This window comes from Pseudomonas sp. GD03903, assembly GCF_029840045.1.
GTDB lineage: Bacteria > Pseudomonadota > Gammaproteobacteria > Pseudomonadales > Pseudomonadaceae > Pseudomonas > Pseudomonas pseudonitroreducens.
In genome coordinates, this window is sequence record NZ_JAOCBT010000013.1 from 17,653 (window position 1) to 41,000 (window position 23,348).

A 23,348-nucleotide genomic window follows, 5' to 3' on the forward strand; every position below is an offset into this window, starting at 1 on the left:
CGTTGCGAGGATGTTTCATGCGCGTTATTGACAGTCGCTCGGTAATAGAGGTTCGCAATTTGGAAAGAGGCTTTCCGATTTACGAATCGCCGTCACAGCGTTTCCTGAATGCCTTGACCCGAGGTCTCTATCAACCGCGTCGTGAGTTTCTGGCACTGCGCGATGTCAGCCTAACTATTGCGCGTGGTGAAGTTGTTGGGGTTATTGGGCGAAACGGCTCGGGTAAATCGACGCTGTTGCAAATCGTCTCGGGAATCATGCCCCCTTCTAGCGGGAATGTTGAGGTTCACGGAAAGGTGGCGGCACTTCTGGAACTCGGGACTGGATTTGATTTCGAAGAGACTGGTCGAAGCAATATTGAATTCAACGCTCGCCTTCTAGGCATGCGTGCCTCGGAAATTTCTGAGCGAATAGATGCAATCATCGAATTTGCTGATATTGGTGATTTCATTGATCAGCCCATGAAGAATTACTCCAGTGGCATGATCGTGCGGCTAGGATTTGCGATTAATGCTCATATCGATGCAGATGTTCTAATTGTCGACGAGGCATTGTCTGTTGGTGACTCTGCATTTCAGTTCAAGTGTCTTAGCCGTCTGGACGATTTACTTAAAAAAGGTGTAACCGTTTTGCTGGTTTCGCACGATGCTCAGTTGATAAAGAGCTATTGCACTCGTGCTATCTATTTGCGCCAAGGGTCTATTGTCTTTGATGGGGACTGCGAAACCGCCTGCGAGATGTATCAGAAGGACTCCCTGTGCGGAAAGGTGACTTCAGATGTTTCGGATGTCAAGGCGTCGACGTTTTCCATCGAAGAGGAAGGCTCCGATGTTGCTCCGGGGGCGGGCAGGATTCTTGGTACCACATTGGGTGGCAATCATAGCGACGGAACCGTATTCAATGGCGGTACGCGTATCTATGTGGGCGTCCATGCCCAAGTCGGTTCGGATATTTCGAAGCCCTGCGTGACTGTTGTTGTTCGTGATCTTCGAGGCTATAACTTGTTTGCTTTCAATAATCATCATCACGATGAAGAACTTTCTCGTGATCGTGATGGAAATATTCACGCCTGCTTTAGTTTCGTCGCTGATTTGCAGGCGGGAGATTATGCATTGGCTGTGCGCCTGGATGATGCTTTCTCTCCCAATATATTTAGAATGCTCGACAAAAAAGTTAATGCGGCTGGTTTTTCTGTTTTTCGAGATAAGAAGCAATTCGACGCGGTCGTAAATTTACATGGCCGGATAGAGGCAGTCTCCGACCATGCGTAAGAAGTATTCTTTAGGGTCTTCGGACGATATCAGCGTAATTTTTGTTGTTCATGGCGGAGAGCTCGAAACCAAAGCTGCATTGCTGGCGGCCTCGCTGCGCGCAAGGATGGGTGGGCGGATAAGAATTGTAGCGGCATTGGCTACCCCTGCGGATATTTGGGGGGAGATAAGCAAATCTACTTATCGGTTATATGAGCGGCTAGATGTCGAGCTGCGTGAGATTGTTAACCCTTTTGGTAAAGCCTATCCTATCGGTAATAAGTTTTCTGCCTTGGAGTTGGGTGGGGATCAGGGCGGCACTATATTCCTGGATAGTGACATCTTATGCCTAGGAATGCCGGATCTGGATTGGCTCCGTCGCTTTGATGCTGCACTCAAACCAGCGGATGTCGCGCTGATTCCGACTGATGTGGACTATTGGGAACCGCTATATAGACTGGCGGGACTTCAACCTCCCGTGAAGCGGGTATTGACCAGTTGTACGTCCGAATTGATGCTTCCCTACTTCAATGCCGGGTTCATCTGGATGCGTCAGGCTGCGAGTTTTGCGGCGCAATGGTTGGCAATTGCCAAGCTGATTGCCAGTGCCTCTGAGATTGAACATAAATGGCCCTGGCTTGACCAGTTGGCGCTTCCGGTGGCCCTGCAGTCGCAGGGGCGCCAAGTAAAGGTCCTGACCGAGCGTTTCAATTTCCCCGCGCATCTAAAACCCCTGCGTTGTGGGGCGGATCAATTATTCTGCCATTACCACGAACTGGCGGTCCTGCCGCGCGAGGTGGTTCTAATGGAGTTAATTGATGAGTTGCGACAGCGCTGGCCTGAGTTGGATGAGGTGCTGCATAGCAGCGCCGCAGGGCGTGCGATTCTTGAGGCTGATTCCGGCAGCGAGGGACAATCCGCACAGGATGTTCTAATCACTGGCCTGCCACGTAGTGGGACTAGTTACCTGTGTCGATTGTTATCCGAGCGGCCGGATACCGTCATCGTGAATGAGCCGCCCCAAGTATTCTCTGCATTGGGAGAGAGCGTTTTGCCGTGGGGGATCCCTCGAATGTATGAAGAACTTCGACGGGAAATTCGCAACGGCAGGCCGATCCTCAATAAGCACAATGGCGGGCGCATCCTTGAGGACACTGCCTTGGGTGGCGATATTGCTACTCCCTATTTGGCGGAAGCGCAAAGCCCTAGGTTCATGTTGGGCACGAAGAACACCTTGGCCTATCTGTCCCGGCTTCCAGCCATTCAACGAACGATGCCCTGGGTACGTTGCATCGGATTGATACGCCACCCCTACGACAGCCTGACATCCTGGTCTCGAACGTTCGAGCATCTGCGCGTGGCGTCGGTGGAGGCACAGGCCATTGCACATCCCGACGATCCTGCGTTGGCAGGATGGCAGCGGAAGTCCCTGCTGGAAATTGTCAGCACAGAGTCTCCGGCATTACGCCGAGCACTTTGGTGGCGCTACCTCGCTTGGCAGCTTTTGGACGCACGGGATTTGCGCTGGATGCGCTACGAAGACTTGATCAGCTCACCGCGGGAAATGGCAAACCGCCTGGTGGAGGGCCGGCCATTGCCTGAGTTGTCTCCAATAACCTCGGCAGCTGAATTGACTGACGAAGAGCGTGATTTGATATCCAGTGTTGTCTGCGAAGTGGCCGAGCGCTTCCAGTACGTTCTATAGAGAGGCTACTCGATGCAGCCGAAAACCATTACGCAGCAAGCTTGGGACGAATGAGATGTCTGTCTTCGACTTGAGTTTGGTGATGAACTTCCACGCCGAAGGTGTGCTTGCCCAGTGGAGCCTGTGGGGCGCACAGAGAATGCGAGAGCATTCCTGCCGGTTTGGAGTCCGCGTGCAATTGATCGCGGTACTGGATTGCGCTGACGCCGAGACTACGCGGATGGTCAGGGCGCATCCTGCGCTTCTCAGCGGAGATCGAGTGCTGGACGTGCATTTTGCCGATCTGGGGTTGTCACGCAATGCCGGGGCCGAGAGTGCGCAGGGCAGTTATGTGGGGTTCCTGGATGGCGACGACTATTGCAGTGCCAACTGGCTCACCTCTGCCATGCAAGTTGCCCAATCCTGGGGCGACCAAGTGGTGGTTCATCCTGAGTACATTGTCAGTCACGGTGCTGTTCGAGTGCTGGCGCGAGCGGTGGACCAACTGACGGATAACTACGATACCGCGAACTGCTTCAAGGCCCACCCCTGGGGGTCCGCAGTCTTTGCTCGCCGATCGGTCTTCCTTGAGATTCCTTATCAAACCACCCGCGTTCGTGAAACTGGATTTGGCTATGAGGATTGGCATTGGGGGCTGGAGATCATCGCATCGGGGCGAAACCACACCATTGCTACTGAAACCGCTTTCTTTTATCGCCGCAAGCGAGATTCGATGCTGGTCGATATGAATGCTCGCCAAGCTGTTCTGCGTCCTGGGCGGTTCTTTGCGACCTGTCCGTACTCTTCTCGCAAGTGAGCGTCGTTCCCGTGAGTGAAAAGCAGAAGAACGTTGTCGCTAAATTATCTTGGTGGCATTCCTTTCCCACTTTGAAATCCCAACTGATGGCGCGAATCATTTTGCGCGCGCGGCATCCATACCAGCGCTGCATCAGTTTGTTGCGCGGCCGCATGAGCGAGCGGCACCTGCAGCTCTTGATGCGAGTTTGCGAGCGAATTCGATTCCGTCTTGCTCCGGTAGAGACGAGCCTTTCGTCAGTACCCGCCCCGATCCCGTCATCGGCGACTGTCCTTCCAGACTGGATTGTTGCGGAAATGCGAGATCTTTCCGCGATAGAGCCGGCTATCCACCCGTCGCCGGAGTTGCTCGCTGATTTCCATTGCTGGATCCCTCCGGCGGATCCGTATCCCGCGCAACTGTATCAGGAGATGCTTGGCGACTTCCTATCCTGGAAGCCTCAGATCGTCTTTTTGATTCCCCATCTGATGCGAGGCGGAGCAGATCTGGGCACATTGCATCACTTGAACCTGTGTTGCGAGGCGGGGCTGCGAGTGACGGTGGTTATCACGCGCGACGTGAAGTCGGCCTGGCGTGATCGAATTCCCAAACAGGCTCGTGTAGTAGAGTTCGGTCAATTGACCCGGTATGTGAGCGAGGAAGATCGCCGGCTGATACTGTTGCGGTTGTTGCTGCAAAGTACTGCCCGCAGGCTGCATCTGATCAATTCCGAACTAGGTTGGCAGCTATTTGAGTTGTTCGGACGGTCGCTCGTCAGCGAAGGCATCCAGCTGTTTGCCAGTGTGTATTGCGACGATATCAATTCTTATGGCGTGCGTTGCAGTTATTCCACGGAATATTTGCCGCGCGTCTGGCAGTACCTCTCCGCCATCGTTTCGGATAATCGACAGTTTCTGATAGAAATTCAACGTCGCGATGGCCTGCCGGCAGAGCGAATGCACGCGCTCTATTTCCCCAGCTTGCCTCCGATTGCTTGTTCTACGACGGGGGGCCAAAAGGTTCTTTGGGCCAGTCGAGTGACTGCCCAGAAACGGCCAGAATTGCTGCTGGAGATTGCGTGCGCCTTGCCTGATGTGATGTTCGAAATCTTCGGCGAAGCTGATTCCAGTTGCTCATCGGACACCTTGCGCCACCTCGCAAGCTTGGCCAACGTGAGGTTGGGAGGCAGCTTCGACTCTTTTACGGAGCTCGCCGCGCGTGGCAATTGGGGACTGTTTCTCTATACGTCTGCGTACGATGGTCTGCCCAATGTACTGTTGGAAGCCACAGTGGCAGGCCTGCCTGTGGTCGCCGAGACAGTGGGCGGGGTGGGCGAGTTGATTGATTCGAGGACGGGATTCCCATTATCTCCTGGGGCCGATTGCGCTGCCTATGTTGCCCGCATTCGAGAGGTGTTGGCTGATCCAGTCGAGGCCATGCGGCGTGTCACCCATGCTCAGGATGTAGTCCGCCATCGACATGCCTGGGAAAACTTCCACGAAGGAGTGCTTTCCATCCCCGGCTATTGGCCGATCGAGGATGGCGGTGCGCTGTCCCTGAGTTGATGACGGTGGTGCTCTCTCTAATGGCTTCTTTGCGTCGGCTGTCCCTGGATATCGCTTTCCAGGTGCGACCTTGGTTGCCTCGAATGCTGGGCGACTCGGCCCGCAAAGTCGTTGGCCGACTGTTGGCTGGGCCCGAGATCATCCCGCGGCGGGAGTCTGCCGTTGCGATTCGCTGGCCAGCGGCGATGCCTCTCGTATCCGTGATCGTGCCCTGCTTCAACTACGGTCGATTCCTTCCGCAGGCGCTGCGTAGTGTGCGCCGGCAGACGTTGCAAGATATCGAGCTCATCCTGGTCGACGATGGTTCCGATGATCCCCGTACGCTGCGTGTAATTCGACGATTGGCGCGCTGGGCGGGCCTTAGGGTCGTTCGTCAAGGCAACTCGGGACCGGGTGTTGCTCGCAATGCCGGTATAGCAGTGGCAAAGGGGCGCTATATCTGTTGCCTGGATGCTGATGACCTACTGGCTCCGGATTACCTGGAAAAGTGCGTGATAGTTCTTGAGGCGGATAGCGGGACGCGCCTGGTGCACAGCTGGATGCAGTTGTTCGGTGATGAATGCCGCTTGGCCAAGACACGTGATCTGAACGTTGAGCTGCTTCGATTCATCAACCATCTGGGCGCATCTGCTGTTTATCACCGCGACGATTGGCAGGCAGTTGGTGGATATTCAATCCATCGCGAGCAGCACGAGGACTGGGACTTCTGGATACGCCTGGCAAGAATCGGGACGCGTGGAAAAGTACTCGCTGAACCCCTGTTCTATTACCGCCGACACCTCGCTGGGCGTGCGCGCGCCGTCAATGGTCGTGGATTGCGTGCCTACCACGAATTGAGTCGGGAACATCCGGATTTCTTTGCCAATTCGCTCTTGCGCCGTCGCTTGAGAGAGAGCTATCGGCAGCGGATCGTCGTTGATCCATTCTTGAACCTGGCCGAGCCTGGTCAATATGGCCACCCTGCCAGGTTCCTATGGATTCACCTGCGCTCACCCGCCGATGCGCGGTCATGTCGCGAGAAAATTACATCGGTCATGCAGGGCTTGACTGGGCCGTCGCTGCAGGTGGTGGTCGAGTACAAGGAGCCGTTGCCTGATTGGCTGGGTTCCTTGGCGATCATCGTGTATCGCCTGCCGATGTTGCTAGACAAAGGGCAATGGCCGGCGTTCGTCGAGAACTTCCGACGTACCCGAGGCGAGGCAATTTACCATCCCTGTTTACTGTCATGAACGACAGCCTGTGCTCCACGGGGCTCTGTGAAGCGAGCGAGCTTCCTCTGCTGGCCCTAATCAGCGTTGGGGGCAGTGATGAGGAGCTGTCTTCCCTGGCCAAGTCGCTGTGGTCACAAACGGAACAGACGTGGCTTTGGTTGATAGTGCGCCCCCGTATCCCGGCAGGTATGGGGCGGGACAGACGTATCCGGTGCCTGGAGAGCGTGGAAGAAGCAAGACCGTGGCTGCAGGACGAGCGCTGTGTCGCTTGGATTCGCTTGGACGATCCGCGAGTGGTGGACGATCACTGCGCCCTGGAGAAGGTGCGCTGGTGCCTGCGTAGTTATTCCAAGGCTCGTTTTGTCGCTTATTCACGGGACAGTCGTCATGGGCCCCGGCTTCAGGCCTTGCGCCGGCGACCTCGAGCGGGTGTCTATTGGTCACGCGGGAGAGGTATTCCTGGCCCGCAGGCTCTGGCTCAGGATCAACGCGGACGTGCGGTCCTCTTTTTGCTCCCGTGGCTGGAGCCGGGCGGAGCGGATCGCTGCAACCTCGACATCATGCGGGATCTGGTAGATCGAGGGTGGCGCGTTTGTGTGGTGGCTACCCTGGAGGCTCGTCACGCTTGGCAGGCATTCTTCCGGGAATTGACGAATGATGTACTTATTCTGCCGGATTTCATCCGAGCAGAAACGGCGGTGGAGTTTCTGCTCGATTGCCTGGCCTCCCGCCGCTCCGACTTGCTGATTTCATCGAATTGCCGCTTGGCCTATGACGCGTTGCCTCTGCTTCGGGAGGCGTATCCACAGTTGCCAATAGTTCTATTGAATCATATGGAGGAGGCCTGGGCCGCCGGCGGCTACCCTGGACTGGCTGTGCGCTCGCGGAACTGCGTGGATCGGCACTGGGTAGTCTCCGATCACTTGCGGGATTGGCTGGTGGCCCGGGGCGTAGAAGCGGAAAAAGTGCATACGCTTCATTGGTTTGCCGACACTTCGCGTTGGGCGCCTTGCCTGAAGAGACGGAGGCAATTTCGTGAGCGCCATGGCATCCCTGAACATATGCCCGTGATTGTTTTTGCTGGGCGTCTTTGCCAGCAGAAGCGGCCAGATATCCTTGTGCGAAGCCTTGGTGCGCTAGCCGAAACGGGCCAGGAGTTCATGGTGTTAGTGGCCGGAGATGGCGAGTTGGCACCAGCCTTGCGCCGCAAGGTGCAGGCACTGGGTCTGCAGCATCGGGTGCACTACTTGGGATGGCAGGACGAAGACGGATTGAGGCTGGCGTTTCAGGCCGCTGATCTGCTCTTCATGCCTTCCGAAGCGGAGGGCATCGCATTGGTGTTGTATGAGGCAATGGCTTGCGGGCTGGCGGTACTGGCGTCGAATGTCGGAGGGCAGGCCGAGTTGGTCAGCGACGACTGTGGCTACCTCGTCGAGCCGGGAAAAGAGGATGTTTACATCGAGGCCATTCAGCGGCTTCTGGCTAATCCGCAAGAGCTCCGAAGAATGGGCGTGCAAGCACGCATGCGCGTTCGCCGTCATTTCAACGCGGCAGGCTTTTCGCGGCACCTGGGAGAGTTGCTCTGCGAGCTGGACTTCAAACCTCACCAGCGAGTAAGCATCCGCCAGGCGCATCCAGTCGGAGGACTGATTCGTCTGCAGTGGCAATGGACGGTGTTTCGCCTGCTGGAGAGTTCCGGTCGGCAGCAACTGACAAGCCTGCCGGTAATCGGTCGGTCGTTGTCGCTGGTACTGAAGGCTGTGCTCTATGCCGCTGTATGGGGCATCGGAAGGTATCGGTTGAGAAAGGATTCGCAATGAGAGAGCGCGTCATTGTTGTGTTGGGCATGCACCGGTCAGGTACCAGCGTTTTATCGGCAGCGCTGGAGTGCCTCGGAGTCCATTTTGGTCATCGGCTGTTGGGGCCACGGGATGACAATCCGAAAGGTTTCTGGGAGGACGAGGATTTCGTTGAGCTGAACGAGCGTTTGTTCGTCATGGGAGGAAGCCTCTCTTCGGCGCTCGGTTTCGACCTGGAGAAGGTTCGTGGTAGCCCCGATTACCCGGCCATGTATCGCAGAATGAAGACACTGCTCAGGGCTCGACTGGATGAGGCGCCCCTATTCGGCCTCAAGGACCCTCGAATGCCGCGGTTGATTGCGTTGTGGGGAGAAGCTCTGGGCGAGATGGGCGTTGAAGTCGCTTTCGTGCTTCCACTTCGCAATCCACTGAGTGTTGCGGCATCTCTGGGCAAACGTGATGCCTTCCCCACGAGCAAGAGCCTGCTTCTCTGGTATGAGCACATGGTCCAAGGCCTTCACTATGCCGCTCCCCGAGAAATGGTCGTTGTCGATTACGATGCCTTCATGGACGAACCCCGTGAGGCCCTGCTGCGGTTGTCGGAACGGTTGCGTCTTGATTTTGACGACCGCAGGTTTGAAGGATTCGTGCGTGGGATATTGTCCGAAGACCTGCGCCATTCCCGTTTCAGCGACGCTGACCTGTTACAGCACGAAGATGGCTTTCCTGCTCTGATCAGACTGTATGGCATGCTCAAGTGCCTGTCTCAGGACAAGTACTCAACTTCGTCGGAGATTGCGCTGGCGGAGATTCGGCAGGCCAATGGCGCATTCGCTGATATCTGGCCACTGCTGCGTCGATGTGGCGAGTTGGATGTTGAGTTGTGGCGCGGGGCTCAACATTTGGAGGCAACTCAGAAGTATTCGGTTCATCGCGAGAAGCAGTTGTCAACCTGGATTGCATCGCTGGAGTCCACAGTCCGGGATGTGGAACAGGCACGGCTCAATGAGCAGGTTAGGCAGCGAGACCATTTGCATGGGCAGGAGACCTCGTTCGCTGCGCGCGAGGCGGAGTTACTGGCGTGGATTTCGACGCTGGAAAACACTGTCCAGTCAGGAGAAGAGCAGCGGCGCGCCAACCAAGTCTGGTTTGACGGACAATTACAGGCAGAGATTCTCCAGCGAGATCATGCGTTGATCCAGCTGCAACGCCTGCAAGCAGAGATTGATCAGCGCGATCAATTGCTGTGCCAATTGCAGGGTAGTCTTTCCTGGCGCCTCACCAGGCCGCTGCGCTGGTGTAGAGGGCTCCTGGCAGGCAGCTAACGATGGCTGGCGACACATTCGCGCCTTGCTCGATCTTTCGTCAGGGGCGGGCAAGCAGATTTCTAGGCTCTACGCCGATCTGATGGCCAGGTCAGTCCAATTGACGCAGGCTGCATCCGTTGCTACCATTCCAGACCTTATATCGGGAGGGTTTCGTCCATGTTGGGCGAAGCGTTCCCTCAAAATCTGAATGTGGAGCATCCGTTTCGGCGGGTGCAACAGGGGGCCGGCGGGATACCAGTCTTGATCCTGCTGGCTTCTTTTTCATCACTTGACCGTGTCTGCTGGTGGCGCGGAATCGGGCTTACAAGCCTTTGACTACAGGTATAGACATGAGCGAAAGCTTCGCAGAACTCTTTGAAGAAAGTCTGAAATCCCTCGACATGCAGCCGGGTGCAATCATCACCGGCATCGTGGTCGACATCGATGGTGACTGGGTCACCGTCCATGCCGGTCTGAAATCCGAGGGCGTCATCCCGGTCGAGCAGTTCTACAACGAACAGGGCGAACTGACCATCAATGTGGGTGACGAAGTCCACGTCGCGCTGGACGCGGTAGAAGACGGCTTTGGTGAAACCAAGCTGTCCCGCGAAAAAGCCAAGCGTGCCGAGAGCTGGATCGTTCTGGAAGCTGCTTTCTCTGCCGACGAAGTGGTCAAAGGCGTCATCAACGGCAAGGTCAAGGGTGGCTTCACCGTCGACGTCAACGGCATCCGCGCGTTCCTGCCGGGTTCGCTGGTCGACGTGCGTCCGGTGCGTGACACCACTCACCTGGAAGGCAAAGAGCTCGAGTTCAAGGTCATCAAGCTGGACCAGAAGCGCAACAACGTTGTCGTTTCCCGCCGCAGCGTGCTGGAAGCCGAGAACAGCGCCGAGCGCGAAGCTCTGCTGGAATCCCTGCAGGAAGGCCAGCAGGTCAAAGGTATCGTCAAGAACCTCACCGACTACGGTGCGTTCGTTGACCTGGGCGGCGTCGATGGTCTGCTGCACATCACCGACATGGCCTGGAAGCGTATCAAGCATCCGTCGGAAATCGTCAACGTTGGCGACGAGATCGATGTCAAGGTTCTGAAGTTCGACCGCGAGCGCAACCGCGTATCCCTGGGCCTGAAGCAACTGGGCGAAGACCCATGGGTTGCCATCAAAGCCCGTTACCCGGAAGGCACCCGCGTTACCGCGCGCGTCACCAACCTCACCGACTACGGCTGCTTCGCCGAGCTGGAAGAGGGCGTGGAAGGCCTGGTACACGTCTCCGAAATGGACTGGACCAACAAGAACATCCACCCGTCGAAAGTCGTTCAGGTTGGCGACGAAGTGGAAGTTCAGGTTCTGGACATCGACGAAGAGCGTCGTCGTATTTCCCTGGGCATCAAGCAGTGCAAGTCGAACCCGTGGGAAGACTTCTCCAGCCGCTTCAACAAGGGCGACAAGATCTCCGGCACCATCAAGTCGATCACCGATTTCGGTATCTTCATCGGCCTGGAAGGCGGCATCGACGGTCTGGTTCACCTGTCCGACATCTCCTGGAACGAAGTTGGCGAAGAAGCCGTTCGCCGCTTCAAGAAGGGCGACGAGCTGGAAACCGTCATCCTCTCCGTTGATCCGGAGCGTGAGCGCATTTCCCTGGGCATCAAGCAGCTGGAAGACGATCCGTTCTCCAACTACGCCTCGCTCAACGAGAAAGGCACCATCGTTCGCGGCACCGTGAAAGAAGTGGACGCCAAAGGCGCTGTCATCAGCCTGGGCGGCGAAATCGAAGGCATCCTGAAAGCCTCCGAAATCAGCCGTGACCGCGTTGAAGACGCTCGCAACGTTCTGAAAGAAGGCGAAGAAGTCGAAGCCAAGATCATCAGCATCGACCGTAAGAGCCGCGTCATCTCCCTCTCCATCAAGTCGAAAGACGTTGATGACGAGAAAGATGCGATGAAAGAACTGCGTCACAAGCAAGACGTAGAAGCGACTGGTCCGACCACCATCGGTGATCTGATCCGTGCTCAGATGGAGAACCAGGGCTAATCCCTGATTCACCATCCAAGGAAAAGGGCGACTTCGGTCGCCCTTTTTCGTTTCCGCCTTTCGCAGGGCGCGGGCGCGCAGCGCTTTTCCTGCGTTGAGACTGGCGCTATGTTGCCTGCCCCGTTCCGGTCGTCTTTTCCATGCCTTACCTGCTTTTCGTTACCGTCCTCTGGGCGTTCTCCTTCAGCCTGATCGGCGAATACCTCGCCGGGCAGGTCGACAGCTATTTCGCTGTGCTGACCCGCGTGGTGCTGGCTGGCCTGGTGTTCCTGCCGCTGACCCGCTGGCGCGGTGTCGATCCGCGCTTCATCGCGGGGGTGATGCTGGCGGGCGCGCTGCAGTTCGGCATTACCTACGTCTGCCTTTACCAGAGCTTCCGTGTGCTGACGGTGCCGGAAGTGCTGCTGTTCACCGTGCTGACGCCGCTGCATGTGGCGCTGATCGACGATGCGCTGAACCGCCGCTTCAATGCCTGGGCGCTGCTGGCGGCCGCCGTGGCGGTGCTGGGCGCCGGGATCATCCGTTACGACGGGGTCAGTGGCGACTACATCCAGGGCTTCCTCCTGCTGCAGGTGGCCAACGCGACCTTCGCGGCGGGGCAGGTGTTCTACAAGCACCTGGTGCGGAGCTATCCCTCGGACATCCCGCAATACCGCCGTTTCGGTTACTTCTTTGTTGGCGCGCTGCTGATCGCGCTGCCGGGCTGGCTGCTGTTCGGCAATCCGCAGAAGCTGCCGTCCACTGACCTGCAATGGGGAGTGCTGGTGTGGATGGGCCTGCTGGCCACTGCGCTGGGGCAGTTCTGGTGGAACAAGGGCGGCACTATGGTGGATGCAGGCACCCTGGCGGTGATGAACAACCTGCATGTGCCGGTGGGCCTGCTGATCAACCTGCTGATCTGGAACGAGGCTGCCGACTTGCCGCGCCTGGCGCTGGGCGGCGTGGTGATCGTCGCGTCGCTGGGCGTCAATCGTTTTGGCCTGCACCGTCGCAAGGAGCGTTTCGCATGAATATCTCCGGACGTGGCGTAGCGCTGTCCCTGGCGTCCTCCGTGCTTTTCGTGACCCTGCCGGGTTACATCCATTCGCTGGAGCCGCTGACCAGCATCCAGGTGATCGCCCACCGGGTGGTCTGGTCGATTCCGATGGTTCTGCTGCTGGTGCTGTTCACCCGCCAGGGTGGCGTGCTGCGCGAGGCGGGTCGGCGCCTGCTGCGCGAACCTTGGCTGCTGGCCTGCTTCCCGCTGACGGCGGCGATGATGCTGATCCAGTGGGGTGTTTTCATCTGGGCGCCGATGGTCGGGCGCACGCTGGAGTTGTCGCTGGGGTATTTCCTGCTGCCGCTGACCATGGTGCTCTGCGGCCGGGTGTTCTACGGCGAGCGCCTGACCACCTTGCAGGCCATCGCGGTGGCCTTCGCGCTGGCGGGCGTACTGCATGAGCTGTGGCTGACCCGTGCATTCTCCTGGTTCACCCTGATCACCGCACTGGGCTATCCGCCGTACTTCATGCTGCGCCGCAAGATGGCGGTGGATTCGCTGTCCGGCTTTGTCTTCGAGATGATCGTACTGCTGCCGTTCGCCCTGGCGGCGCTGTGGCTGACCGATAGCGGCAAGGTGCTGGAGGAGGTACCCCGGCTGTGGGCGCTGCTGCCGTTGCTGGGGCTGATCAGTGCGCTGGCGTTCGGTGCGATGATGGCGGCCAGTCGATTGTTGCCCATGGGGCTGTTCGGGATTCTGAGCTACGTCGAGCCGGTGCTGCTGTTCGCCATTGCCGTGTTGTTCCTCGGCGAGGCATTCAACCCGGCGCAGATCTGGACCTACGGGCCGATCTGGATCGCCGTGCTGTTGACCGGTTGGGATAGCGCGCGACTCTTGCGCCGGCAGGCGCGTCGCGGCCTGTAATCGAAGGGAGAGAGGCGAGGGACAGGCGCTCTCCTTGCGGAGAGCGCTCAGTATCAATCGTAGCGGCCGCCGACGTCGGCTTTCGCCAGGGTTTCCGGCAGGATGCGGCGGGCAGCGGTGTAGTGCTTCTTCCAGTAGTCGCCTCCGAGGTCGGAGACCCGGACCTTCTGGCCGCGGCGCGGTGCATGGACGAACTGGTTGTCACCGACGTAGATGCCGACATGGTCGACATTGCGGCGGTTGTGGATGCGGAAGAACACCAGATCGCCGGGCTGCAGGTCGCCACGCGCCACTTTCGAGTTGCCGCGCATGCTGTACATCTGCTGCGCGGTACGCGGCAGGTCGACTTCGTCGACGTTCTGGAACACGTAGTTCACCAGGCCGCTGCAATCGAAGCCGCGCTTGGGCGAAGTGCCGCCCCAGCGGTAAGGCGTGCCGATCATGCTGTAGGCGCGCTGGGTAACCTGGTGCGCCTCGCTCTTGGTCGGCTTGACCTGCTTGGCGTTGAAGGTCAGCAGGGCGCTGCCCTGGACCGGGACTCGCAGATCAACCGGTGCGGGTTGATAGGTGCGCGTGATCTTGGAGGAGGCGGTTGCCTCAGTGGCGGCCAACAGGGTCGCCAAGCCTATGGAAAGGCATGTCAAAAGGGTACTTCGCATTCGGCATGTCTTCTTGCTGGTTGATATCGCCCAGACTCCGCTGGATCGCCATTGTTATCGGCGTGGTTTCCTTTGGTCCGCTCAAAAATTCCACGCATTCTGAACGACTTTTCATGACAGTTCGTACCGTCCGTCGATTCTGACAAATACCCTGTGACTTGTAGGACGCTGCGTGACATGTGCTCTGACGTATCAGTCACGGCCTGACCTTATAGCCGGAAGCCCTATAAAACGGGGCTTTCGGCCGCGCGACGGAAAGCCGGCGGGTTAATGGCCAAAAGCCAGGCGCTTAAGGTTTCTTAAGGAAAAACCCGACGAAATGCAGGTAATTGAGCCGTGCGAGTCAATGCAGGTGGGCGAGCAGAGCGGGGAGAACCTGCTCGCGCAGCAGCGGGGCAAGGTTGTGCGGGTAATCGCCGGTGGGGTCCAGCCAGGCGAGCTCTTCCAGCTCGGCGGCAGGCTGGACGGCGTGGGGCAGGGCGGCGATGAAGACCTCGGCGTCCACGCGCATGTCCGGTTCGTTGGCGGCGTTGGCCTGGAACTGGCCCAGAGGAGTCAGCGCAGCGGTCGCCAGGTGCAGGTCGAGCTCTTCGCCCAGTTCGCGCAGCAGGGCCTGGACCGAGGTTTCGCCGGGCTCGTGCTTGCCGCCGGGCAGCATGAACGCCTGGGTGCCACGCTTGCGTACCAGTAGCAGGCGTCCGGCGTCATCCAGCAGACAAGCGGCGGCGATACGAATGGTGGCGGTCATGGCGAGGGCGTTTCCTTCAGAACCTGGTAGCGCATCTGCACGATGCCGCTAGGGAAGCTGCGCTGCTCCAGCAGCTGCAGGCGTTGCTCGAGGCCGATGCTGAACAGCGGAATGCCGGCACCGAGCAGGTGCGGAATGATGCTGACGATCACTTCGTCGAGCAAGCCTCCTGCGAGGAAGTTACCCGCCAGGCTGCCTCCGCCGACCAGCCAGATGCGCTCGCAGCCGCGTGCCTCCAGCGAAGCCAGGGCGTCCACCGGCGCGTAATGTTCCAGTTCCACCTGAGGGGCGGCCTTGGGCAGGTGGTTGGAGCGGGTCATCACCAGCGCGGGCTTGTCCGGATAGGGCCATTCCCCCTGTTTCAGACAGAACAGGTACGTGGCGCGGCCCATGAGCAGGCCGTCGATGCTGGAGTAGAACGCGTGGTAGCCATGGTCGTCGGTTTCGCTGCCATAACCTTCGAGCCAGTCCACGCTGCCGTCCGGGCGTGCGATATAGCCGTCAAGGCTGGCGGCCACATAATAGATGAGAGTCGATGGCACCTGTTTTCTCCTTTTTGTCAGGCCCATCAGAGCATGGCATCGCCTTTCGAAGGGCGCCGCTACGTTTGTCGGGTTATTGACGCGGCACCGCCCGCGCGCAGGCGGCTGGCAATATTTCCAGCGCGCGGGCTCGGCAAACATTAAGCTATGCAGCTATTTGGTCTTTACGTGATATCGAGGTCTGCCTTGTTCTCCCAATTCGCCCTGCACGAACGCCTGCTGAAGGCGCTCGATTCTCTGTCCTTCACCGAGCCGACCCCGGTCCAGGCGGCGGCCATTCCGAAGGCCCTGGAGGGGCGCGACCTGCGGGTAACGGCGCAGACCGGCAGCGGCAAGACCGCCGCTTTCGTACTGCCGCTGCTGCATCGCCTGCTCACCGAGGAAAAGCCCAAGAGCGGCGCTCGCGCGCTGATCCTGCTGCCGACCCGTGAGCTGGCCCAGCAGACTCTCAAGGAAGTCGAGCGCTTCGCCCAGTTCACCTACATCAAGGCTTGCCTGATCACCGGCGGCGAAGATTTCAAGGTGCAGGGCGCACGCCTGCGCAAGAACCCGGAAATCATCATCGGCACACCGGGCCGCCTGAACGAGCAGTTCAACGCCGGCAACCTGCCGCTGGGCGATGTGGAAGTACTGATCCTCGACGAAGCCGACCGCATGCTCGACATGGGCTTCTCCGAGGACGTCCTCAAGCTCGCCGCACAGTGCCCGGCCGAGCGCCAGACCCTGCTGTTCTCCGCCACCACTGGCAGCGGCCTGCACGAGATGGTTGAGAAGGTCCTGCGCGAGCCCGAGTTCCTGCAGCTCAACCGCGTCAGCGAGCTGAATGAAGATGTCAGCCAGCAGGTGATACTGACCGACCACGTCGGCCACAAGGAACAGCTGCTGCAATGGCTGCTGACCAACGAGACTTATGAGAAGGCCATTGTCTTCACCAACACCCGCGTCGCCGCCGACCGCCTGACTGGCCGGCTGATCGCCGCCGGGCACAAGGTTTTCGTGCTGCATGGCGAGAAGGACCAGAAGGACCGCAAGCTGGCCATCGAGCGCCTGAAGCAGGGCGCGGTGAAAATCCTCGTCGCCACCGACGTGGCAGCCCGTGGCCTGGACGTTGACAGCCTGGATTTGGTGATCAACTTCGATATCCCGCGTCGGGGCGACGAGTACGTGCACCGCATTGGCCGTACTGGTCGCGCGGGCGCCGGCGGCACTGCGATCTCGCTGGTCGGCCATGGCGACTGGAACCTGATGTCGAGCATCGAGCGCTACCTCAAGCTGCGCTTCGAGCTGCGTGTCATCAATGAGCTGAAGGCCACCTACAAGGGGCCGAAGAAGGTCAAGGCGTCCGGCAAGGCGGCCGGCACCAAGAAGAAAAAGGATGACGCGAAGAAGACCGGCAGCAAGGCGGGAGCGAAGAAAAAGCCAGCCGCCCGCCCCAAGGCCGGCCCGTCGAAGGTCGTGAGCCAGGATGGCCTGGCGCCGCTCAAGCGCAAGAAGCCGGCAGCGGAATAAGCCTTCCGCGTCGCGCCAGACGCCTCTCCTGACCGAGAGGCGTTTTTGTTTCTGCGCCGGTCAGCCCAGTGTTTCCGGTGGCGCTTCGTAGCTACTCGACTCGTAACTCACTCCGTGGCGAATCACCGGTGGCGCGTCACCGTCGTGGAGGCTGGTCACGTTGTCGATGATGGTCTTGTCCTCCAGGGTGAGGCGGTCGAGCATGCGCAGGTGGCCGATCCAGTTGTCCACCAGGAACAGTTCCTGCCAGATCTCGGGGTTGCTCACGTCGCGGTACAGCGCCCAGCGTTCCGCGCCGTTGCGCAGGCGCAGGCGGCGCAGTGGCTTGGCGGCGCGGACAAAGTCGCGGGTGCGCTCGGCAGGTATCCGGTACTCGATGGAGACCAGCACCGAGCCACGCTCGGGGTTGAACACGAAGGTCGGCTGGCCCGGAACGCCGCCCGGTGCGCGAGCAATGCTGGCGGAGTTGAGCTCCGGCAGGCGCGAGTTGTAGAGCAATGCCACGGAGATCAGCAGCAGGCAGCCGGCGGCGATCAACGCGCCTTGCACGCCCATGGTTTCGGCGAAGTGGCCCCAGAGGAAGGAGCCGGCGGCCAGGCCGCCATAGATCGCCGTCTGGTAGAGCGCCAGGGCGCGCGCCTTGACCCAGTCGGGCACGAGGATCTGCACGGCCGAGTTGTAGGTGGCGACAGCGGCGATCCAGCAGGCGCCGCCGAGCACCAGCGCGGGGAAGATCACCCACAGATTGTCGACCCAGCCCAGGGTCAGCATGACCAGTGCCAGGGTCGCGGCGGCGAAGCTGATCAGCCGGCTGCTGCCCAGCCATTGCCGTGCCTTGCTCACGACCGTGCTGGCGACGATTGCGCCAAGCCCGAGGGCGCCGAGCATGTAGCCGTACACCGAGGCACTGCCGTCCGGGTTGCGGTGTGCCAGCAGCGGCAGCAAAGCCCAGACTGCGCTCGCCGACAGGCCGAAGACCGCTGAGCGCAGCATCACCAGGCGAGTGACGCTGGAGTACTGGGTGAAACGCAGCGCGGCGATCACGCCTTCGAAGATGTGCTCCGGCGGCAGGGTGCGCTTGGGCACGTCGCGGCGCCACTGCCAGATCGCCCAGATCAGCGCGGCATAGCAGATGCAGTTGAACAGGAATACCCAGGAGGCCCCGGTGGCCGACAGCAGCAGGCCGCCGATGGCCGGGCCGACGGCGCGGGCGACGTTGTAGTTGACGCTGTTGAGCAGCACCGCATCGCCGAGCATGCGCGGCGGCACCTGCTCGTTCACCGCCGCCTGCCAGGCGGGAATGGTGATCGAGCTGCCCAGCGACAGCCAGAGGATCGACACGATCAGCATCAGCGGGTCGAGATAGCCCATGAACGCCAGCACCGTCACCAGCGCGGCGCCGGAGAGTTCCACCGTCAGGCCCACCAGCATGATCTTGCGGCGGTCGTGGTTGTCGGCCAGCACACCGGACATGATCGACAGCAGCACCAGCGGCAGCGCCGAGGCGACCTGGATCATCGCCACCATCAGCGGGCTCGCGTGGGCCTCGGTGACGACCCAGGCGGCGGCCACCGATTGCGCCCAGGTGCCCAGGTTGGCGAACAGGTTGCAGATCCAGATGATGCGGAACGCGGCGATGCTGAAGGGCGCGAGGACGCCGCTGCGGGGTTCTGCTGGATCGGGCTTGAGGGGGAGGTCTTGCTTGGGTGAAACGGACTGCAGCATGGGGACGCCCTTATTTCGAGTGGCTGGCACGCGCGTGGAACCGGTGCCTATCCATGCCGGGGAAGTGTAGTGGCTGAGTCGGTATGCGCCATTGATGATGGTCAGACGTGGCGTTATCGGTGACACGCGCTGGCAAGCTTCGACAGTGCCTGCGCGGTTCTGGATTGTTAGGCTGCGTCGGAATTTTCCACATTGCACTGCCAAATAAGAGCGAAGAGCCGATGAAGCGACTTTCCACCTGCCTGCTGGCCGGCCTGCTGGCCCTGCCGCAAAGCCTCTGGGCCTGGTCCAATCACACCCTGGGCAGCTATATCGCCCTGCAGCAATTACCGGCGGTTGCCCGGGCCCCCGAGGTTGAGGTCGAACCGCTGGAAAGCTTCATCAGCCAGCAGCGCGCCGGCCTGGTGAAGCTGCTGGACGAGCAGGAAGCCTACGCTCGCGAGCACTTCCGCCAGTACCCGCCGCGCCCGGATGACCTGCGCCTGAGCGAAGACGGCCGCGACGACTTGCGCCAGGCCTTCCTCATGGCGCTGCGCCTGAACCCCGAGATCAAGCTGGCCACCGCGGTGCAGCCGCCACCCGGCGGCGAACTGCCGAATCACGTCGCGCTGCAACCGGCGGAGGTGCTGGTATTCCGCAACCTGTCCGGCTGGAACCAGTGGCGCTTCGTGCAACTGCAGGCGGGCGAGAAGATTCCCGCAATCGGTGTGCTGGCCAGCGCCGCCGACGAGCCGGACTTCGGCCACGATATCAACCTGTTCAGCGACAACCCCGGCGAGGCTGGCCAGCGTTATGGCTTCGGCACTCAGCCGTTCGGCGACCCGCGCTATGAGTTCAGCTCCCAGGCGCCGTTCCACATGGGCTTCTACCACGAGGACGCGATCATCTTCACCGGCGCGCCGTACCTGGAGCGCAATTGGCCGGAGTGGCGCGCTTACCAGTTCTACGGCCTGGCGCGCTTCGCCTTCGACAAGGGCCACCCGTACTGGGGCTACCGTTTCCTCGGCTGGGCGATGCATTACATCCAGGACATGACCCAGCCGTATCACTCGACGCCGCTGCCCGGTGAGACGACCACCAGCATGCTGTGGACGGCGGGCAAGTCCATCGCCGGTTTCGATGCCGACAAGCAGGCAGCGATCCAGCGCGTGGCGGACCGGCATACGGGCGTCGAGCGTTATCAGGTGGACTGGCTGCGCGAGACGCTGCGCCTGGGCGGGCAGTCGCCGTTGCTGGCGGCCTATGCGGATGTCAGTACCGATGGCGGTTATCCACCGTATTCGACGGAGTATCTGCGCGAGGTGGTGGCGAGCGAGTCCCATGCCCATGCGGCGGCGTTCGACGCGGCGATCGGCCATTGGCTGGAAAACGAGAAGGCGCCAGCGGGGGATTTCAGCGCGGGGAACTCACCGGAACCGTTCCGGCACGATGAGGCGTTGGATGAGCAGATTCTGCAGTTGATCCGGCACTTCGGCGCACACAGTCGCAATATTGCGAAAGCGGCGCTGCAGCCGTAAGGCAGGGCTGGCAGTCAAGCCGGGGCTGCGTGGGCCCCGGCGCAACTGCACAAGTCGCTTAGCCGCCGGAACAGCCGTTGCCCCACACTTGGTATTCGACGGTGTGGCGCTGACCCTGGGTATCTTCGTAGGTCATGCGCGCCGGCACGATGCCGCACTCGTTGGACACGTCGGTGGTCGAGATGACGTGGGCGACGTCCAGTTTCATGTCGTAGGTGTACTGCTCCACGGCCGCGCTTGGCGCCTGGTCGGCGGCGTTCACCTGCTCGGCCAGGGCGAGCGAAGAGAAGCCCAGCATGGCCAGGATGACTACAGCTTTCATGAATTTACCTGCCTTGTTCCCGGTGTCCGGACGTGACGGGTCCGTGACGTTCAGCGGATGGCTGCGTCGGGAATCGTTGGGGTTGATTACGGGTCTTGGGTGGTGTTGCGGCGCGCGCTGTAACAGCACGGAAATAATAGGATTTACCTGACCTGAGTCATATATCCAGGCGCCAACAAGACTTCGTACTCAGAGGCAACAATCCAGGATTGACGCGGGTTGCAGGGGTGTTCTTGCGGCGGGTGGTCGCAGGTTCTGGCAATTTCGGGATGCAGTTGCAGGGGGCGTAGGAGCAACAGTCTTTCTCGGGAAGCCCGTGCCGATGCGTTCCCCTCACCCCTGCCGTCTCCCAGGGGGAGAGGGAGCCGTCCGTGCCGGCTGTTGCCGACGTTTCATCCTGCACCGAACGGTCCCCTCTCCCCTTGGGAGAGGGCTAGGGTGAGGGATGGCCCTAGCGCAGAGGTATCTCGTAGGAGCGGACTCCGTCCGCGATGTCTGGCATGCCGCTCTCAGGCTGAACCTGGCGATTGGATCAGCCGATCGCGGACGGAGTCCGCTCCTACGAAACGATCTGAAGTTCGGTGCCGTGCGGTTCGCGCAGCGGCGACTGTGGGTCGAGCAGCGAGGTGCGGATGAAGTGCAGGTAGCTGCACACGCGGCGCAAGGGCGAGGAATCGAAGTGCGGCGGGCGGCGATCGTCGGTAGTGCGGGTCGCGTGGATCGCGTGCTCCACGGCAGCCAGCGCGCGCTGGCGGTTGCTTTCGCTGGGCTGGATGAACAAGCGGATCAGCGCTCGGCCCAGCGCGCGGATAGCCCGCCGCCAGGGCATGCGCTCGGCGTACCAGGGCTCTTTCGGCAGGGCTTCCTGTTCGCGGCGCAACTCGATGATCGACAGGCCGATCTCCTGCACCTGGAAAGTCCAGCGCAACAGGCGACGCTGCACGTCAGGTCGCCCTGTGGATAACCCGTAGGCCTGATTGAGCAGATCACGGGTGCCACTCTCGAAGTTGGACGACAGGCCCTTCAGCGGATCGCTGATCACCCGTACCACGCGCAGGCGCAGCTCGGCTTCCAGACGCTCCCACAACCATGGCCGGTTCGGCGGCAGGATGACGATCGCCGCGACCACCGCCATGCCCATGGACAGCAGCATCGCCAGGTATTCGTTGATGAAGGTGTAGGCGTCGTAGCGCGCGAGGTTGGCCGGCAGCGAGGCGATGCAGAACCACACCAGCAGGCCGACGCCGTAGCCGCTCCACTTCGGCCGGGTGATCAGGAAGGCACCCAGGGTGAACACCGGTGCGAGCACGAAGCACAGCAGCGGGAAGCCGTCGATGTGCGGCAGCACGCGGAAGGTCAGGATGAAGCCCAACGTGGCGCCGAGCAGCGTGCCGAGGGTCAGTTGCAGTGACAGACGCTTGGGATTGGGCGAGGCGGAGGACAGTGCGGCGATCAGTACCGAAGTCAGCGCGAAGGTGGCGCCACTGAGCCAGGATGTTTCGATCCAGAACACCCCGCCGACGATCACCAGCAGCGCGCAGCGAAAGCCCGCAACCGCTGCGGCGAGTGCGTTGGCCTTGGGCGTGAAGCGCTCCTTCCACTGCTCGCGCTCGTGCTTGTGCGCGGCGAGCGAGGCGTGGGTCTGCGCGTAGTTGTGCATGTCGTCGACGAAGCGGAACAGCAGTTCGGCGGCGGTCTCGAAATCCAGCTGGTCGGCTTCCCGCGGGCAGGTGTGGCCGAGGCTGGCGCGAGCCTCGCGGATACGTGGCATCAGGTGATGCTTGCAGAGTTCCAGCTGCACGCTCAGGCGCTCGGCGTCCGCTTCGCTGAGCGGCCGGCCGTGCCAGCTGGAGAGCAGTTCGCTGACATCGATCAGGCACGGCATCAGCACTTCCAGCACGTTGCTGGCCTGTCGCGCGCGCAGGCGGTCAAGCAGGCGCTGCAGGGCGTGGAAGCGCGTGGTCAACTGCATGAACTCGCTGTTCAGTCGTGCCAGGCGGCCGCTGCGCAGGCGCATGTGCGGGTCTTCGAAGGCGGTGACGTTGCGCAGGCTTTCCAGGCCCACCACTTCGGCGGCGATGCGCGCACTGGCCTGCTCGAAGCGCTCGCGCTCCAGCGTGCCATTCAGGCCGGCGCTGGCGAGGCCGGCGAAGTCACCGAAGCGGGTGTTCAGCGCGTTGCGCAGGGCGGCGGTACTGGTCTGCGGCAGGACGATGGCGCTGACCACGCCGGTGCAGAGAATCCCCAGGGTGATCTCGATCACCCGCCACAGCGCCTGCATGAAGGCGCCTTCGGGGTGTAGCGTGGCGGGGATGCCGATCATCACGGCGGTATAGCCGGCGAGCAGGCAGGCGTAGGCGCGGAAGTCGCGATAGCGTGCCGCACCGGCAGTACACAGGCCGACCCAGATCGCCACGCAGAGCAGGAACAGCACGCGCTCCTGGGCGAACAGGGCGATGAAGGTGACCATCACCGTGAGCCCGGCCAGCGTGCCGAGGATGCGGTAGAAACTCTTCGCCAGTACCTGGCCACTCTGCGGCTGCAGCACGATGAAAGCGCTGACCAGCACGGTGTTGGGCTGCGGCAGTTCAAGACGGTAGGCCAGCCACAACGCCGTGAAGGCGGTGATCAGCGTCTTGAGGATGAACATCCAGGTGACGCCATCGGTGTGCGCCCAGTCGGACAGGGCGAAGCGCACCGCGGCGGCCTTGGGCAGGCGCACGGACAGACTGCTCATCAGGCTTATCTCGGCAGGCGGTGGTGAGGCTGGATCGGGCC

18 protein-coding genes are annotated in these 23,348 nt (G+C 60.6%); 12 read left to right on the forward strand and 6 right to left on the reverse strand.

What is annotated here, in order from left to right; all coding sequences use genetic code 11:
• Positions 1-17: 17 nt before the first annotated feature.
• From N5C91_RS19945 to rarD, 10 genes are all read left to right on the forward strand, one after another.
• Positions 18-1,271: an ABC transporter ATP-binding protein gene (locus N5C91_RS19945; RefSeq protein ID WP_279831478.1), complete on the forward strand. Its 1,254-nt coding sequence runs from the start codon at positions 18-20 to the stop codon at positions 1,269-1,271.
• Positions 1,264-2,955: a sulfotransferase gene (locus N5C91_RS19950; RefSeq protein ID WP_279831479.1), complete on the forward strand. Its 1,692-nt coding sequence runs from the start codon at positions 1,264-1,266 to the stop codon at positions 2,953-2,955. Before N5C91_RS19945 ends, N5C91_RS19950 begins: the two co-directional genes overlap by 8 nt.
• Before the next feature lie 55 nt (positions 2,956-3,010).
• A complete protein-coding gene (locus tag N5C91_RS19955; protein WP_279831480.1) occupies positions 3,011-3,751 on the forward strand; it encodes a glycosyltransferase in 741 nt (246 codons plus the stop codon).
• A gap of 11 nt (positions 3,752-3,762) precedes the next feature.
• Positions 3,763-5,295 (forward strand): glycosyltransferase family 4 protein, encoded by a 1,533-nt coding sequence (locus N5C91_RS19960; protein ID WP_279831481.1) that lies wholly within the window; start codon positions 3,763-3,765, stop codon positions 5,293-5,295.
• Positions 5,296-5,315: 20 nt separating this feature from the next.
• Positions 5,316-6,524, forward strand: coding sequence for a glycosyltransferase family A protein (locus N5C91_RS19965; protein WP_279831483.1), 1,209 nt, complete (start codon positions 5,316-5,318; stop codon positions 6,522-6,524).
• Complete coding sequence (locus tag N5C91_RS19970; RefSeq protein WP_279831485.1) at positions 6,521-8,326, forward strand: glycosyltransferase family 4 protein; 1,806 nt, start codon at positions 6,521-6,523, stop codon at positions 8,324-8,326. The genes N5C91_RS19965 and N5C91_RS19970 overlap by 4 nt, the downstream gene beginning before the upstream one ends.
• Complete coding sequence (locus N5C91_RS19975; protein WP_279831487.1) at positions 8,323-9,630, forward strand: hypothetical protein; 1,308 nt, start codon at positions 8,323-8,325, stop codon at positions 9,628-9,630. The genes N5C91_RS19970 and N5C91_RS19975 overlap by 4 nt, the downstream gene beginning before the upstream one ends.
• A 332-nt stretch (positions 9,631-9,962) precedes the next feature.
• The gene (gene rpsA, locus N5C91_RS19980; protein ID WP_038803317.1) at positions 9,963-11,645 is read left to right on the forward strand and encodes a 30S ribosomal protein S1; all 1,683 of its coding nucleotides are present in this window, start codon (positions 9,963-9,965) and stop codon (positions 11,643-11,645) included.
• Between the two features lie 140 nt (positions 11,646-11,785).
• Positions 11,786-12,655 (forward strand): carboxylate/amino acid/amine transporter, encoded by an 870-nt coding sequence (locus N5C91_RS19985; RefSeq protein WP_279831489.1) that lies wholly within the window; start codon positions 11,786-11,788, stop codon positions 12,653-12,655.
• Positions 12,652-13,548: an EamA family transporter RarD gene (gene rarD / locus N5C91_RS19990; RefSeq protein ID WP_279831490.1), complete on the forward strand. Its 897-nt coding sequence runs from the start codon at positions 12,652-12,654 to the stop codon at positions 13,546-13,548. The genes N5C91_RS19985 and rarD overlap by 4 nt, the downstream gene beginning before the upstream one ends.
• A 53-nt stretch (positions 13,549-13,601) precedes the next feature.
• Here the strand turns inward: rarD and N5C91_RS19995 are convergent, their stop codons facing one another.
• The 3 genes from N5C91_RS19995 to N5C91_RS20005 form a co-directional block, all read right to left on the reverse strand.
• On the reverse strand, positions 13,602-14,207 hold the full coding sequence (locus N5C91_RS19995) for a C40 family peptidase (RefSeq protein WP_236198490.1): 606 nt from the start codon (positions 14,205-14,207) through the stop codon (positions 13,602-13,604).
• Between the two features lie 343 nt (positions 14,208-14,550).
• Positions 14,551-14,955 carry an NUDIX domain-containing protein gene (locus N5C91_RS20000; protein ID WP_236198491.1) on the reverse strand — a complete coding sequence of 135 codons (405 nt, stop codon included), beginning with the start codon at positions 14,953-14,955 and terminating at the stop codon, positions 14,551-14,553.
• Entirely contained in the window at positions 14,952-15,497 is a 546-nt protein-coding gene (locus N5C91_RS20005; protein WP_236173035.1) for a dihydrofolate reductase family protein, read from the reverse strand. Before N5C91_RS20005 ends, N5C91_RS20000 begins: the two co-directional genes overlap by 4 nt.
• Before the next feature lie 171 nt (positions 15,498-15,668).
• Here N5C91_RS20005 and N5C91_RS20010 point away from each other — a divergent pair, with 171 nt between their 5' ends.
• Entirely contained in the window at positions 15,669-17,006 is a 1,338-nt protein-coding gene (locus tag N5C91_RS20010) for a DEAD/DEAH box helicase (RefSeq protein ID WP_236173180.1), read from the forward strand.
• Positions 17,007-17,066: 60 nt separating this feature from the next.
• Here the strand turns inward: N5C91_RS20010 and N5C91_RS20015 are convergent, their stop codons facing one another.
• Entirely contained in the window at positions 17,067-18,731 is a 1,665-nt protein-coding gene (locus N5C91_RS20015) for an MFS transporter (protein WP_236198492.1), read from the reverse strand.
• A gap of 221 nt (positions 18,732-18,952) precedes the next feature.
• On the opposite strand from N5C91_RS20015, the gene N5C91_RS20020 reads away from it, so the two are divergent.
• Entirely contained in the window at positions 18,953-20,248 is a 1,296-nt protein-coding gene (locus tag N5C91_RS20020) for a phospholipase (RefSeq protein ID WP_279831495.1), read from the forward strand.
• A gap of 58 nt (positions 20,249-20,306) precedes the next feature.
• Here the strand turns inward: N5C91_RS20020 and N5C91_RS20025 are convergent, their stop codons facing one another.
• Both N5C91_RS20025 and N5C91_RS20030 read right to left on the reverse strand, forming a co-directional pair.
• Complete coding sequence (locus tag N5C91_RS20025; protein WP_024766324.1) at positions 20,307-20,570, reverse strand: DUF2790 domain-containing protein; 264 nt, start codon at positions 20,568-20,570, stop codon at positions 20,307-20,309.
• 559 nt (positions 20,571-21,129) lie between these two features.
• Positions 21,130-23,307, reverse strand: coding sequence for an FUSC family protein (locus N5C91_RS20030; RefSeq protein ID WP_279831498.1), 2,178 nt, complete (start codon positions 23,305-23,307; stop codon positions 21,130-21,132).
• Positions 23,308-23,348 lie beyond the last annotated feature (41 nt).

Coding starts and splice junctions, on each gene's coding strand:
- N5C91_RS20015 (WP_236198492.1), bottom strand. CDS start 18,731: ATGCTGCAGTCCGTTTCACCCAAGCAAGACCTCCCCCTCAAGCCCGAT.
- N5C91_RS19945 (WP_279831478.1), top strand. CDS start 18: ATGCGCGTTATTGACAGTCGCTCGGTAATAGAGGTTCGCAATTTGGAA.
- N5C91_RS20025 (WP_024766324.1), bottom strand. CDS start 20,570: ATGAAAGCTGTAGTCATCCTGGCCATGCTGGGCTTCTCTTCGCTCGCC.
- N5C91_RS19950 (WP_279831479.1), top strand. CDS start 1,264: ATGCGTAAGAAGTATTCTTTAGGGTCTTCGGACGATATCAGCGTAATT.
- N5C91_RS19955 (WP_279831480.1), top strand. CDS start 3,011: ATGTCTGTCTTCGACTTGAGTTTGGTGATGAACTTCCACGCCGAAGGT.
- N5C91_RS19995 (WP_236198490.1), bottom strand. CDS start 14,207: ATGCGAAGTACCCTTTTGACATGCCTTTCCATAGGCTTGGCGACCCTG.
- N5C91_RS19975 (WP_279831487.1), top strand. CDS start 8,323: ATGAGAGAGCGCGTCATTGTTGTGTTGGGCATGCACCGGTCAGGTACC.
- N5C91_RS20000 (WP_236198491.1), bottom strand. CDS start 14,955: ATGACCGCCACCATTCGTATCGCCGCCGCTTGTCTGCTGGATGACGCC.
- rpsA (WP_038803317.1), top strand. CDS start 9,963: ATGAGCGAAAGCTTCGCAGAACTCTTTGAAGAAAGTCTGAAATCCCTC.
- N5C91_RS19985 (WP_279831489.1), top strand. CDS start 11,786: ATGCCTTACCTGCTTTTCGTTACCGTCCTCTGGGCGTTCTCCTTCAGC.
- rarD (WP_279831490.1), top strand. CDS start 12,652: ATGAATATCTCCGGACGTGGCGTAGCGCTGTCCCTGGCGTCCTCCGTG.
- N5C91_RS20020 (WP_279831495.1), top strand. CDS start 18,953: ATGAAGCGACTTTCCACCTGCCTGCTGGCCGGCCTGCTGGCCCTGCCG.
- N5C91_RS19965 (WP_279831483.1), top strand. CDS start 5,316: ATGGCTTCTTTGCGTCGGCTGTCCCTGGATATCGCTTTCCAGGTGCGA.
- N5C91_RS20030 (WP_279831498.1), bottom strand. CDS start 23,307: ATGAGCAGTCTGTCCGTGCGCCTGCCCAAGGCCGCCGCGGTGCGCTTC.
- N5C91_RS19970 (WP_279831485.1), top strand. CDS start 6,521: ATGAACGACAGCCTGTGCTCCACGGGGCTCTGTGAAGCGAGCGAGCTT.